This is a genomic window from Corynebacterium spheniscorum (assembly GCF_900113445.1).
Classification (GTDB): Bacteria; Actinomycetota; Actinomycetes; order Mycobacteriales; family Mycobacteriaceae; genus Corynebacterium; species Corynebacterium spheniscorum.
On sequence record NZ_FOPJ01000010.1, the window covers coordinates 26,679 to 40,451 of the forward strand.

Genomic DNA, 13,773 nt, shown 5'->3' on the forward strand with positions numbered 1-13,773 from the left:
CCCAACGCCGCACTCCCCGACCCCACACACGCGCCCGCAAGCACCCCCGCACAGTCCAACTCCCGGTGGCCTGAAACCTTGGGCACAGTGTCCTCATAACCAGAAGCTTGGCGTCCGGTACTGCGCGAAGGAACAAACCACGGGGAGCACGAGAAAGGAGAAGCTCAATGAGGCTCGTTATCTGCCAACTAACCTCATTTCGAGGAGCGTAAAACGCTCGCTTAAAAACTTTACTCCGCTTCCAGCGCTGCGGCTACCTCATCAGAAAGATCCATATTGGTGAACACATTCTGCACATCATCGGAATCCTCCAGCGCATCAATCAGGCGGAAGATCTTCTTCGCATCCTCCACCCCCAGCGGCACCTCGACTGAGGCACGGAACTCCGAATCCGAGTCATCCACATTCAACCCGGCTTCCTCGCAGGCCTTGCGCACTTCCGCCATATCCGTCGGCGCGCACACTACCTCAAACTTTTCGCCCAGGTCATTAACTTCCTCAGCGCCGGCTTCCAGCACCGCCATCAGCACATCGTCTTCGGAGTTATCGCCCTTATCCACAATCACCACACCGGTGCGGGTAAACATATAAGACACCGCACCAGATTCGGCCATATTGCCGCCATTCTTGGTCATCGCGGTGCGCACCTCAGTGGCAGCACGGTTGCGATTATCCGTCAGGCATTCAATGAGCATGGCCACACCATTAGGGCCATAGCCTTCGTACATAATGGCTTCCCAATCAGCGCCGCCGGCTTCCTCACCGGAGCCGCGCTTGCGGGCACGCTCAATATTGTCATTAGGAACCGAGGCCTTCTTGGCCTTGCGGATCATGTCATCAAGTGTGGGGTTCGATGCCGGGTCGCCACCACCAGTGCGGGCCGCGACTTCAATATTCTTGATTAGCTTCGCGAACTCCTTGCCGCGTTTGGCATCATTCGCGGCTTTCTTATGCTTGGTGGTCGCCCACTTTGAGTGGCCTGCCATCTCATCCCTTTCGTATTAATAACGACTTAAAAACGTGGGTTATCTTACCCCCGCGTCAATAACCTAACTGTGCCGAGTATAGCGGCCTGTCCAACCTAGAGCTTTCCTCGAGACCCAGCGGCCCCCGCCCGGCACCTGGCAACCCCGCGCCTGCGGGGCTAGGCTTTGCCACACCCTCACAGTCTTTCCACGCGAGTAGCTCCCAGGGGGGCGAACTACGCCTCTGGTTCTAAATTCTTCATGGGAATTACTTTTTGCCCAGGTTCCAAGGTGCGGGTTAACCCCTCCTGGGTCACCACCGCAACCAAATCCCCTTGGCGATTAAAAATCCTGCCATGCACCAAGGCACGCCCATTAGCCGCCGAAGGGGAAATCTGGTCATACATCAACCACTCATCCGCACGGAAGGGGCGCAAGAACCACATGGCGTGATCCAAGCTCGCCATCTGCACGGGGTGATCCGGGTGCGGCACCACCGCGCAGTGCAGCAGCGTCATATCCGACATATACGCCAAGGTGCACACATGGAAGGTGGGGTCTGCCGGTAATTCCTTCTTAGACCTAAACCACACCACCTGGTGCGTGGCGGTATAGGGGTTGGTGTCATATTCAGAAGAATTGACCACCTTAATATCCCAATCACCCCACTCCGCCAGCATCGCTCGCGAGCTAGCCGGCAGATGCGAACGATCATCCGCCAACTCATCCGGGTCCGGTACATCCCGCATCACATCAGAATGATCAATACCCTTATCCCCAGGCACATGGAAGCTAGCCTGCATAGAGAAAATAACTTCCCCATCCTGAACCGCCGAGACCTGCCGGGCAGAAAAACTCCGGCCATCGCGGATGCGATCCACCAGGTACACCGTGGGCTTTTCCGATGCCCCAGGGGAAACGAAGTAACCGTGCAAAGAGTGCACGAATTTATCATCATCAATGGTTCGAGTGGCAGCGACGAGAGCTTGGGCAGCTACTTGGCCACCGAAGGTGCGGGTTAATTCCGAATGGATAGCTGGCCCGCGGAAAATGTCGCGGTCAATGGCTTCCAGGTCCAAAATCTCTTCAATCGCAGCCACGTTGAGTTATTCCTTAGGTTTAATTCGAGGGAGGCAGTTGAGCCCCAGAAGATAAAGGTAATTCCGCGAACACCGGCAATGGAGCATTACCGGCGAGGCGGAATCCCCTCACCAAGGGGCGGGTGCGCAAAGCGCGGGTATCAGTAACTGCTTGATTATAAAATCTTTGAGCCAACTCCACGCGCACCTCAGCTTCACCCAAGGCACGCGGGGGGTGTTCTAACCCAGCAATCTGCCGTGCCAGCTCCGCTTCCGCTTCACAGCGTTGGTTAATCTCCAAGGGGCTAAGCCCAAGTTGTTCTGCCGCGCGAGCAGCTTCGGCAAGCTCCGGGATGGTTGCAGTAATCACTGCTGCCCTACGGTCCAAAGAGGCCCGCAGGTTTTCTCTTGCCGCATCCGTGCGGATGTGCATACGGTTGAGCCTCTGCGCGGTGAAGTAGGCCCACAACAGCGCCACCGTTATAGCGATGGCAAGCAGGATGTAGAAGAAGGTGCTCATGTGCGGCGCGGCCTGACCTGTTCTTGGCGGTTAGCGTTGGTGATGGACTCATAGACCGCCAGCACTTGGGAGGCGACGGTAGACCAATCATATTGGGTGGCACGTTTCACCCCAGCGTCAGCTAGCGCCATCCGCTTCCCCGGATCATCTAATAGCTCCTGTAGCTTCACCGCCAGATCCTCCGGATCCCCGGTGCTAAATAGCTGCCCTGCTGGTTGTTCTGCTTCCGCATCACACACCAAAGAAAATGATTCCAAATCAGAAGCCAGCACCGCACACCCAGCGGCCATCGCTTCCACCAGCACAATGCCGAAGCTCTCCCCACCGAGGTTCGGCGCCACATAAATATCTGCTTCCGCTAACACCCGGGCTTTTTCTTCCTCAGATACTCGTCCTAACCAATGCACCTTCGTGCTCGGCAGGTCGCTCGCTTCGCTTCTCGGGGTCCCTGCCCCAATCACCTTCAAGGTCACCGGGGTGTGGATCTCTCTTAGTGCTTTAAGCAGCACATTAAGCCCCTTGCGGGGTTCATCCAGGCGCCCTAAAAACACGATCGTCGGTGGCCGAAGTTCCTTGGTTTTGTGCTGCTGGGCTTGCGCTAAAGCACGGGTATATAAGGCGGTATCCACCCCATTGGGGATCAGCACCGGGTCTGTCCCTAGCTGTTCTACCTGCCAGCGCCTTGCGGTTTCCGATACCGCAATCCCCGCCCGGATTTTTTCTAAGGCGGGCCGCAACATGGGGTGCGCGATATTGAGTGCTCGTGATTTACTCACCGAGGCATGATAGGTCGCCACGATCGGCCCTTCAGCTTCTTGAAGGCAGATCATCGAGTAGCTCGGTGAGTTCGGCTCATGGATATGCAGCACATCAAAGCGGCCTTCTCTTAAGAAAGCGCGTGCTCTTCTGCGAACCCGTGGTCCAAAGCAGATGCGGGCTACCGAGCCGTTATAGCGCACCGGTATCGCGGAGCCGCCGCGCACCACAAAGCTGGGAAGCTCCGGGGCGTCAGGTTTGGAAGGCAAGAGTTTCTTAGCCACAAACCGCAGCAATTTCTTGAGTGGGTTGCGGGTTGGTGCTTTGGGCTTACTTGCTGGCCCTAGGACGCGTACATAGTGTCCGCGGGAGCGTAGTTCCTTCGCCAGGTCGAGGATATGAACTTGTACGCCACCGGATTCATCGAAGGAGTAGGGGCACACAATGCCAATGCGCATTTTCCGCATCTAGTGCTCCTTTCCAGGCCTTCGGGTGGGACGGTCGTTGATCCATAATGGCTGTAGTACATGCCAATCTTCGGGGTGCGCTGCAATATTTCTTTCAAAAAGCTGTGCAATGCGCTGCACTGTGGATTCTAGGTCGTCGACGCGGATTTCTGGGGAGCAATCCAAACCCCATTTATCCCCATCAAAATAGGGGTGCACCACATGCAAGGCCGCACCGGTATCCATAGCTAGTTGCGCAGGTCCACTCGGGAAGGTGGTTTTCTCCCCAAAGAAGATCACCTCTACCCCACGGCCTTTAATATCGCGTTCCCCAAGTAGCGCAATCACCCCACCGCTAAGCAGGGTTTTCTTCAGCTGCATCGAAGGCGGGGTATCCCCACCGCTTAAGGGCAGGACCTTAAACCCCAGGGATTCGCGATACTCCACGAAGGCTTGGTAGAGCACTTCTGGTTTGAGCCGCTCAGCAACCGTGGTGAAGCTGCCGTGGGTACCGGCGAGGAAGACCCCAGCCATATCCCAATTCCCAGAATGCGGCAGCGTGAGGATCACCCCACGCCCGGATTGGATAGAGGCATCAATCCCGGGCATGCCGGTCACATATTGTTCCAGCCCAGCAGCGAAGTCGGGGTTCTTAGCGATAATGCTGGGGAGTCTAAAAGCTTCTAGCCAATAGCGCGCATAGGAGCGCATGGAGTTGCGCACCAATTCCCGGGTCACATTCTCTGGGCCCACAACGCGGGAAAGGTTCCTCCGCAGCTGCTCCATCCCACGTCCCTGGTCGCAGGCTAGATCCGCACCGAGGTAAAAAATTTTCTGCAGTGATTTTTCCGGGAGTTTCCCCAGAATCTTCCAGGCAGCCAGGTAGCCAAAAGCTACTGGGTCTTTAAGGGCAAGAAGCACAAGCGCAGGTCCGTGGGGTGATCTCTCAGCTGGGCTCACTGCGCTACTTATCTTCCTTAGGCTTCTTGGGGTGCTGCTTATTTACGTTTGCGGTTAGGGTCCACCGCGCCTTTAGGTGGTGCGATGATCTCATTGGCATGCGGATCATTCGCTGCGATCCTGAGTCTTTGTGCCACGGTGTAGATGCTGCCGATCGCCAGCACCCAGATAGCCACATCAATGGCATAGGGAACACCTAGGCCTTGAAGGCCTAAGCCCACTAGCCCGATGATGAGCCTTTCGGGGCGTTCAACGAGGCCACCATTGATTTTGAAGCCGGAGGCTTCCCCGCGGGCTTTGACATAGGAGATGACCTGGGAGGCGACCAGCACAGTGAAGCTTGCTGCGATAAGTGGGAGGCTGGCGTCATATTCCACCATCAGCCAATAGGTGATGGCCGCAAAAAGTGCGCCATCGGTAATGCGGTCGCAGGTGGCATCCAAGGTGGCGCCGAATTTCGTGCCACCGCCATACATGCGGGCCATGGTGCCATCGACCATGTCGAAAGCGGCGAAGAGCCCGGAGATAATAGCGGCTAAAAAGAGGTGGTTAGTGGGAATGGCCACCACTGCCACCACCACGCTGGCAAGGGCACCTAAGCGGGTGACTTGGTTGGGGGTTAACCCGAGGCGTAGGAAAAAGCGGGCGATCGGCTCGATGAAAACTGCGGCTGGTTTGCGGCCACTAGCGCTGAGCATTTTCCACGCCACCTCCGAAAAGTGTGTCTAGTGTGTATAAGCGGATTGGGGTTGAGTAAGTCGTTTTAGCCTGAGGTTTTAGGCCAGGCATTAGCCACTAGCGTACGGGTGTCCTTCAAAAGTTGTGGCAATACCTTGGTGGAAGTAAGCACAGTCATGAAGTTTGCGTCCCCTGGCCAGCGTGGCACCACATGCATATGGGCATGTGCCCCCACCCCTGCGGTGGGTGCGCGTCCCACATTGAAGGCATCTGGGTTAGAGACTTTTCGGATGGCGATAATGGCGCGTTGGATGAAGTCAATCATCTCCGCGCACTCGGGGGCACTGAGTGCTTCTAGGGTGCTGACTTGGCGATAAGGCACCACCATGAGATGCCCGGCGTTATAAGGCTGCAGGGTCAACATGGCATAGACATGCTCACCGCGGGCAACGATCAGTGCATCCTCATCGGCATAATCTGGTGCTGCCTTATAGGGGTCCTGGTCACCCTCGGGGCATTCCAACACATAAGCATGCTGGTATTTCACCCACAGTTCTTGGAGCGGGTCCTGAGCCGGCTGGGCTGATAGCCCGCCGGGGGTGCCGAGGTGTCCTGCCTGGATCTCGCCTTCACCACTAAGTGCGGGGCAATCTTCTTCTTCCCCACTACACCCAGCTACTGGCCGTTGTGGCCAGGCATCAGCCAGCAACTTGCGGGTGTCTTTGAGCATCTCTGGCAGCACACTGGGGTCCTCCAGGATGGTCATGGTGCCCATATCCCCGGGCCAGCGTGGTACCAGATGCATATGCAGGTGGTCACCGACTGATCCGCCAGCGGATTTTCCGAGGTTAAACCCCACATTGATGAACTCTGGGGTGGACACGGTTTTTAGGGCCACAATGGCGCGTTGCATAAAGTCCATGAGCTCAAGGGACTCTTCGCGGTTGAGCTCTTCTAGGTTGGCGACTTTACGATAAGGCACCACCATCAGATGCCCGGCGTTATAGGGGTACAGGTTCAGCAGGCAGTAAACATGCTCGCCGCGGGCAATAATTAGCCCATCTTCATCGCTTTTCTTCGGCGCCTCAATAAAGGGATCGTGTTTCTTCTTCGGCTTAGGCTTCGCCGCAGCACCTTTATTTTGAGTGGAGTCTGGGCGTGCCGTGATATACGACATGCGGTAGCCAGCCCACAGGCGTTGGAGTCGATCAACCGACCCTACTCCCCGCACCACATAAGGGGTGCTAGTGGAGTTGGGTTGGGTGGGTTGACTGCTTGTGGGCTTAGCTTCGCTCATATCTTTTGTGGCTATGCAGGTACCGCGGTCTTAGCGGCGCTGCGAAATATTTTCCTCATTGGGTTGCTCATTGATTCTTTCTGCAACCCAGGCGCCAATAATGTCCACAGCTTCATCCACTGGAACACCATTGACCTGCGTGCCATCTAGGAAGCGGAAGCTCACCGCATCAGCTTCCACATCGCGACCACCGGCGAGCAACATGAAGGGGATCTTTCCGGTGGTGTGCGTGCGGATCTTCTTTTGCATGCGTTCATCAGAGTGATCCACTTCGGCACGCACGCCGCGGGCACGCAGCTGCTCCACAACCTTTTCCAGGTGCGGGGCGAACTCATCGGCCACCGGGATGCCCACTACTTGCTGTGGGGCTAGCCATGCGGGGAAGGCGCCGGCATAGTGTTCCAGCAGCACACCGAAGAAGCGCTCGATGGAGCCAAAGAGTGCGCGGTGAATCATGATCGGGCGCTTCTTGGAGCCATCCGGGGCGGTGTATTCCAGGTCGAAGCGTTCCGGCAGGTTGAAGTCCAGCTGCACGGTGGACATCTGCCAGGTACGGCCAATCGCATCCTTGGCCTGCACAGAGATCTTCGGGCCATAGAAGGCAGCTCCACCCGGGTCCGGAACCAAATCCAGGCCAGAGTTATCAGCTACGCGTTGCAGGATCTCGGTGGACATCTCCCAGATCTCATCGGTACCCACAGACTTCTTTTCATCGCGGGTGGAAAGCTCTAGGTAGAAATCATCCAGGCCATAGTCCTTCAACAAGGAAATAATGAAGTCCAAAACATCCGAGAGCTCATTTTCCAGCTGCTCTTGGGTGCAATAAATGTGCGCATCATCCTGGGTGAAGCCACGGGCACGGGTGAGGCCGTGGACCACACCGGATTTTTCATAGCGGTACACGGTGCCGAACTCGAAGAGTCGAAGCGGAAGTTCCCGGTAGCTGCGTCCACGCGAAGCGAAGATCAGGTTGTGCATGGGGCAGTTCATGGGCTTGACGTAGTAGTCCTGCGGCGGCTTGATCACATTGCCGTCTTCGTCGTACTCGCCATCGAGCTTCATGGGCGGGAACATGCCATCGGCATAGAAATCAAGGTGGCCGGACTTCTGGAACAGATCGCCCTTGGTCACATGCGGGGTGGCCACGAATTGGTAGCCAGCTTCAATGTGGCGGCGACGCGAGTGCTGTTCCATCTCGTGGCGCACAATCCCGCCACGGGTGTGGAATACCGGCAGGCCAGAACCAATCTCATCCGGGAAGCTAAAGAGGTCTAGTTCCTGGCCGAGGCGACGGTGGTCGCGCTTTTCGGCTTCTAGCATCATGTCCAGGTAAGCATCGAGAGCTTCCTTGGATTCCCAGGCGGTGCCATAGATGCGCTGCAAGCCAGCATTGTTCTGGTCACCACGCCAATAGGCGGCCGAGGACCGGGTCAGCGTAAACGCCGGGATATAGCGGGTGGTGGGAACGTGCGGGCCGCGGCAGAGGTCGTACCACTCGGTTTCATTGGTGCGTGGGTTTACGTTGCGATAAGCCGAAAGCTCACCATCATTTCCCATATCGGCATTCGCGCCGGGGTTTTTATCCACGATGAGCTCAAGCTTGTAGGGCTCTTCAGCGAGCATTTCTGCTGCTTGCTCGGGGTTGTCGAAGACGAAGCGTTCGAAGCGCTGACCGGATTTAATGATCTTCTTCATGCGCTTTTCGATGCGCTTGAGGTCTTCTGGGGTGAAGGGTTCCTTCACATCGAAGTCATAGTAGAAGCCATTATCAATAGCCGGGCCGATACCCAGTTTGGTGCCAGGGAATTCGGCTTGCACTGCCTGCGCCATCACGTGGGTGCAGGAGTGGCGGATCACGCCGCGGCCTTCCTCCGTATTAGCCGGAACCGGGGTGAACATTGCGGTAGTTTCCGGGATATAGGCCAGGTCGCGTAGCTGGCCTTCCTTGTCTTTGACCACAACGATGGCTTCCGGGCCCTTATTGGGCAGGTCGAGTTCCCGCATGGCTGCACCAACGGGGGTTCCGGCGGGAACCTCAAATGGTGCGGGTAGAGAACTTGGCTCGGGGGAGGTGAGCATGATCTAGGGCGCTCCTTCTTGCGCTTGGGGTGCTCTGGCGACGTACCTGGCCGCTTTCACACATGTAGAGAGTGGGGTTATCAACACCAGGCCTGGGCTGAATACCGTTGAGCTTTAAAAAGCTCAGGCACCAATGAAGGTCCCCGTGTCTGCAGGGGCAGATCTTACCCGACCACTGCCCCAAACCCCGCTATTAGGGTACGCGGAATTAATAGTGGAAGTTTTATCCCAAAAACCCTGCCGCACACACCCCCGCGCATGCCTCGCACTTCCCCGCCGTGCCATAGCTAAAGGGGCGCCGAACGTTCTTCACGTCCGACGCCCCTCACAAACAGCGCACTTCGCTAGCTCCCGCCCCTAGCTTCTCTGTCTGCTTAGGCTTCCAGCAGTCCTTGGCCCCAATAGCCATCCTCCCCGCCGGTTCCCGGCAGGATAAAGAACACCGAGGAACCAATGTGGGTAATCCACTGGTTCAGGCGGTCCTGTTCATTCAGCCGCGTCTGAATCGGGGTGAATTGGCGGTCCGGGTTCTTTTGGAAGCAGATGAACACCAGCCCAGCATTAGACATCAAGTTGCTGCCCGGTTCTGGCGGCAAGTCATAGTTATAGGCGCGGCGCTGGAGGCGCTCATGCGGCTTATCCTTCGGCGGGTGCGAGCGGGCCACGTGGCTAGCCGGGTCAATAATTGGCAGGCCGTATTTATCAGTGGCTTCAAAGTCCGGGTCATCGAACTCATGCTCACCGGTTAAAGGCGCGCCGGTATCCAGGGTGCGGCCCATGGAGAGTTCACGGGATTCACGGTCCAGGATCTCCCAAGTGTCCAGGTTCATGGCGATGCGGCGCACCACCATGCAGGTGCCCTTATGGGACCATTGCGGGCCATCCTCAATCCACACCTGCTCCATGCGCTCTTCTGGGGTGCGCGGGTTCACGGTGCCATCAAGCTGGCCGAAAAGGTTACGTGGAGTGCGACCGCGCTCTAAGGCGCCATCGGCGTTGAGGAAGCCCTGTTGTACCCAGCGGGTATCTAAGAAGTTATGGCCAGAGCGGATCATATGGCGGGTACTAAAGGCCAACATGGTGGGGTCATCGCAGCAGATTTGCAGCACAATATCGCCGTGGCTCCAGCGGTCTTCTAGCTGGTCCAAGCTGAATTCGGGAATATCGTGCAGCCATTCGGGGCGCTGGTCGGCTTTCCCAATCACATCGAAGAAGCGCTCGCCCACCCCGCAGGTAATGGTCAGGTTCGCTGGTACCTGCGCCATTTCTGGTTCCAAAGAGCCCAGGGGGTTCTTGCCCTGGGTAAGCCTGCGGGCATCCTCGGTCCATAGCCGCAGCAGGTTCTTCATTTCTTTTAAGCCCAGGCCTTCTTTAATGTCGAAGGCCACCATATTCAGGTGTGCTTGAACGGCAGTGGCAATACCAGCTTGGTATTCGCCATCGAAATCCACAATGGCATCTACTAAGGGCAGCTCTTGCCCATCCCCGGTGTCTTGCGGGCCATCGGCGTTCGGCATGGGGATGCCACCGTCCTTACCGCAGCCAGCCAGCACGGCACCAGCCGACCCCACCGCCGCAGCGGTACCCGCGGCACCTAAGAAGGCACGTCGGCTTAAAGGCGCGCGCCGCTCAGCGGAAGCCGCCGCAGCGGCCCCATGGCCCGAGGCCACCCCCGCACTCGAGGCGCCCTCAGCACCTGGCTGGGTATTGGTTTCAGGGAAGTCATAGTTTTCTTGGCGGTCATGGCGAGGAGTCCGCATGACAGATACATCCTTTCAACACACGTTGGTTACGCGTGCTCAAGATTGAAAAGCTAAGGGGATCAAGCACAAATCTTTTTAAAACTTTGCGATCAACAAGCTGCCTAGATTCATCTCACTCAACCCCGCATTACTCGGGGTCCGATCTACCTACTTCATCAAACGCACTTTTTTAGTTCTATCTACATCTCCTGCAAAGCCAAGATATGCAGAACGCGGTGACACATTCACCAAGTAGGGGCGCATCACCGCGATCTGACCTTACGCGCCTAAAACTTAGGCACTTGCACTTAGGAGAACCTCCTAGTGCTTGTGTTCCATATTCTCACCATGGCCCTGGTGTGCGCCCTGCTTGGACTCATCGATGCCGGAATCACCCTGGATATTGCCATCGGCACCGTAGTTTTCTTCACCAGAGGCAATAAAGCGTGCCGGTACCTTGCCGATCTCCACGGTCGAGCCATCGGCCAGCTTCAAGGTCACTTCCACCTCATCGCCGGGTTCAATGGCCTCGTTGTAGCCCATGATCATCATGTGATCGCCACCCGGGGCGAGCAGGTGGGTGCCGCCGGCGGGGATCTTAAAGCCTTCTGGCTTTTCCTGCATCACGCCATCGACAACTTCGTGGAGCTCATACTTGGCTTCGCCAAGGGAGGTGGTGAAGCCAACAACATTCACTTCGGCGTCGCTGTTATTGTGCAGGGTTCCGAAGATGGCGGTCATGCCCTTGCCGGCTTCCATGGCCTTCACGAAGCCATCTTCGATGCTCACGGCATCCTTAGTCTTAGTGTCATCAGCCTTCGCGCCTTCGGTCTTCTCCGCGGCAGCGCTGGTTGAGGCCACCACTGCGGTATCGACTTTGCCGTTGGCAGAATCCTTTTCCGAGTTACTGCAGCCAGCAAGGGTGAGGGCTGCGATGGCAACGCCAGCGACGGTGACATTGCGCATGTGCTGTAGTGAAGGTTTCACGTGAAGGAACCTGCTTCCTTAAACATTGAACTTAGGGGGATGGAGTTGGTGTGGTCTGGTCGGGAAAGGACTTCATCTCAGGTGAGTATCAACGCACTCACCTTGGGGTATTCACCCTGAGGTTCTCACCTTTGGGGCAGAAAACTCGGTTTACTGTGGGGACTCTCAGCTCTCGCCTCAACTCCCACTTTCATGACGTTTCTTCATGGCCATTACTACCCCCACACCAATCGCCAACAAGGCGATCGCGCCGAGTAGTAAGACCATGGGCATAGATATTCCCGACGACTCCCCCGCAGCTTCTGCTGCTAAATCACCTGATGACGAAGCCCTAGCATCACTGGCACTGTCGGCAGCATCGGAAGAGGAAGATGGGGCTACCGCAGTTCGGCTGGCTGCATCTCCAGCAACGCTGAACTTGGTCATCCCCCTGGTGGCATGGCCATCAGAGGAGGTGATTTGAAACCCAATGGTGTAATCACCGGGCCCGGGATCAAGGTCGTCGGGAATATCAATACTTACCAGCCGCCCATCGAGGGTCGGCTGGCCACTAAAGAGCACTTCCTGGGTATCACTGCGGCTAATGGCCACCGTGTTATAGCTGGGCTTCGGTACACCAGAAAACGTCAGTTGGATGTGTCGTGGGAACTCATCCACTGTGGAATCCATCTCTGGGATGGCTTCCAACACTACGTCGTGTGCGATGGCATGTGGGCCCACCGCACACGGTGTCACGATCGGAGCCACAACGATCACTCCGCTCGCTGCCGCACATATCGCGGCACCTAACCCAACTAGGTGTCTGCTTATCCCCCGCGCGATCGTCCGTGTGCTCGTCGCGTGGGTGTCGGCAAGCATGGGCGCACGATCTCCTCTCGCGGTAATAATCAGACTCCTTTTCTTACAAGCATCGCTTTCACGACGCCGGGACCTGGCGGTTTCGTTGATAAGAAGCACTCTTTTCCAGCTCCATGGAGTTAGTCGGATAGGGCGGGTGAATAGTTCCCTACCCTATTTCCCCACGCCCCCTCACACAGTGCTCGACTCGCTTTAATATCTGTCTTCTCCCACACCGCATATTTCGAAAAAGGCGAGGTTATCCGGGTTTTCTCGCTGTTATCCACCTAGAGTGCACATTCGTTAATTGTGCTTGATGTCACTGGTACATGCGTACATATTCACCAGAGCTTTGGGCTGATTTCCGAGATCTTTCGCCCCACGGCAAGGCTCATTCACACCCCCGTCCGGCATATGGCAAGGGTATGCCTCACCAAAAGGAATGAGCACGTGCCAAGAAAAACTTCTAAGCCACGTGCTCATCCTTGGATCACAGTGAGTACGGTAACGATCCGCCCGGTAGCATACACCGCACCCTAAAAGGCCACAATCCCCCCAGGGGTACTTTCTGCTTAATTACCTCAAAGCCACAGGTCCTCCGCGCTCCATACCCCTTCACAACACACAACGCTGCGGGGAGCACAGCCCCAGCGCACTGCACTTCCCGCAGTTAGGTCACTGTCTTCCACTTAGTTAGATGCGGTCTGAGTTATCCAGTGATGGCCGCGGCACATGTCCTTTATCCACCAGGGTTCGAATCATAAAGGCCACGCCCAGGACAATGATGCCGCCCAGGATCGTAACCATAAGTTCCGTGATGATTATTTCTGTCACTTCAACCCTAGGGTTGAAGTACGGTAGTTTTCTTTCAAAACTAGCCGCACTACACAGTGCATATGACTCAGGTCATCATCTGGATAGATCTTTGAGATATTAATGCTTCAAGATTTCCCTTAATATACCCCCAGACATACGACATCACCCCAGTTAAAAACCTCGTAGAAAGCCTCAAACTGGGGTGATTTTGGTGGTCCTAGCTGGGATCGAACCAGCGACCTTTCCGGTGTGAACGGAACGCTCTTCCACTGAGCCATAGGACCAAGCCGCAAACACGTGCTTGCGTGTCTGGAGAAATAACCTAGCAGCATTTCTCAGCCCTCGCCTAATCCGCAGGTCGAAGGCCTAACCCCCGTACCTAATGGCGGCCAACCCTTCTCGCTACCAGCCAAGCTACATCGATGGGATTTAACTGCCCTGCCTCACGTCTTTTCAGGGGCACCTTGCTGGGGATTTGCCTACCCTCGCCACTTACGGATAAAGTGTGTCAACGCACCGGAGAGCCGGTGTTTGCGGATGTAGCGCAGTTGGTAGCGCATCACCTTGCCAAGGTGAGGGTCGCGAGTTCGAGTCTCGTCATCCGCTCAGGT

12 protein-coding genes, 2 tRNA genes and 1 pseudogene are annotated in these 13,773 nt (G+C 56.4%); 1 reads left to right on the top strand and 14 read right to left on the bottom strand.

Annotated elements, in window-relative coordinates; translation table 11 throughout:
• Nucleotides 1–230: 230 nt before the first annotated feature.
• From BMZ01_RS07950 to BMZ01_RS08005, 14 genes and pseudogenes are all read right to left on the bottom strand, one after another.
• Nucleotides 231–986, bottom strand: a complete 756-nt coding sequence (locus BMZ01_RS07950; RefSeq protein WP_092286239.1) for a YebC/PmpR family DNA-binding transcriptional regulator — start codon at nt 984–986, stop codon at nt 231–233.
• A gap of 215 nt (nt 987–1,201) precedes the next feature.
• Entirely contained in the window at nt 1,202–2,065 is an 864-nt protein-coding gene (locus BMZ01_RS07955; protein ID WP_092286241.1) for an acyl-CoA thioesterase, read from the bottom strand.
• Nucleotides 2,066–2,084: 19 nt separating this feature from the next.
• Nucleotides 2,085–2,564 carry a hypothetical protein gene (locus BMZ01_RS07960; protein WP_092286243.1) on the bottom strand — a complete coding sequence of 160 codons (480 nt, stop codon included), beginning with the start codon at nt 2,562–2,564 and terminating at the stop codon, nt 2,085–2,087.
• Nucleotides 2,561–3,778, bottom strand: a complete 1,218-nt coding sequence (locus tag BMZ01_RS07965; RefSeq protein ID WP_092286323.1) for a glycosyltransferase family 4 protein — start codon at nt 3,776–3,778, stop codon at nt 2,561–2,563. Before BMZ01_RS07965 ends, BMZ01_RS07960 begins: the two co-directional genes overlap by 4 nt.
• Before the next feature lie 9 nt (nt 3,779–3,787).
• Nucleotides 3,788–4,687: a phosphatidylinositol mannoside acyltransferase gene (locus BMZ01_RS07970; protein ID WP_092286325.1), complete on the bottom strand. Its 900-nt coding sequence runs from the start codon at nt 4,685–4,687 to the stop codon at nt 3,788–3,790.
• Between the two features lie 77 nt (nt 4,688–4,764).
• Complete coding sequence (pgsA, locus tag BMZ01_RS07975; RefSeq protein ID WP_092286245.1) at nt 4,765–5,424, bottom strand: phosphatidylinositol phosphate synthase; 660 nt, start codon at nt 5,422–5,424, stop codon at nt 4,765–4,767.
• A gap of 65 nt (nt 5,425–5,489) precedes the next feature.
• Nucleotides 5,490–6,026, bottom strand: coding sequence for an HIT family protein (locus tag BMZ01_RS07980; protein WP_223845886.1), 537 nt, complete (start codon nt 6,024–6,026; stop codon nt 5,490–5,492).
• 69 nt (nt 6,027–6,095) lie between these two features.
• A pseudogene (locus BMZ01_RS11375) lies at nt 6,096–6,701 on the bottom strand (HIT family protein); the annotation flags it as partial.
• A gap of 30 nt (nt 6,702–6,731) precedes the next feature.
• On the bottom strand, nt 6,732–8,780 hold the full coding sequence (gene thrS, locus BMZ01_RS07985; RefSeq protein ID WP_092286247.1) for a threonine--tRNA ligase: 2,049 nt from the start codon (nt 8,778–8,780) through the stop codon (nt 6,732–6,734).
• A gap of 374 nt (nt 8,781–9,154) precedes the next feature.
• Nucleotides 9,155–10,540: a Dyp-type peroxidase gene (locus BMZ01_RS07990; protein WP_092286249.1), complete on the bottom strand. Its 1,386-nt coding sequence runs from the start codon at nt 10,538–10,540 to the stop codon at nt 9,155–9,157.
• 303 nt (nt 10,541–10,843) lie between these two features.
• Nucleotides 10,844–11,509: a copper chaperone PCu(A)C gene (locus BMZ01_RS07995; protein WP_223845887.1), complete on the bottom strand. Its 666-nt coding sequence runs from the start codon at nt 11,507–11,509 to the stop codon at nt 10,844–10,846.
• A 177-nt stretch (nt 11,510–11,686) separates the two neighbouring features.
• Nucleotides 11,687–12,256 (bottom strand): copper resistance CopC family protein, encoded by a 570-nt coding sequence (locus tag BMZ01_RS08000; protein ID WP_223845888.1) that lies wholly within the window; start codon nt 12,254–12,256, stop codon nt 11,687–11,689.
• Between the two features lie 783 nt (nt 12,257–13,039).
• The gene (locus BMZ01_RS11210; RefSeq protein WP_177180119.1) at nt 13,040–13,180 is read right to left on the bottom strand and encodes a hypothetical protein; all 141 of its coding nucleotides are present in this window, start codon (nt 13,178–13,180) and stop codon (nt 13,040–13,042) included.
• Between the two features lie 191 nt (nt 13,181–13,371).
• A tRNA-Val gene (locus tag BMZ01_RS08005) sits at nt 13,372–13,446 on the bottom strand.
• A 249-nt stretch (nt 13,447–13,695) separates the two neighbouring features.
• Here BMZ01_RS08005 and BMZ01_RS08010 point away from each other — a divergent pair.
• A tRNA-Gly gene (locus BMZ01_RS08010) sits at nt 13,696–13,768 on the top strand.
• The last annotated feature ends 5 nt before the right edge of the window (nt 13,769–13,773 follow it).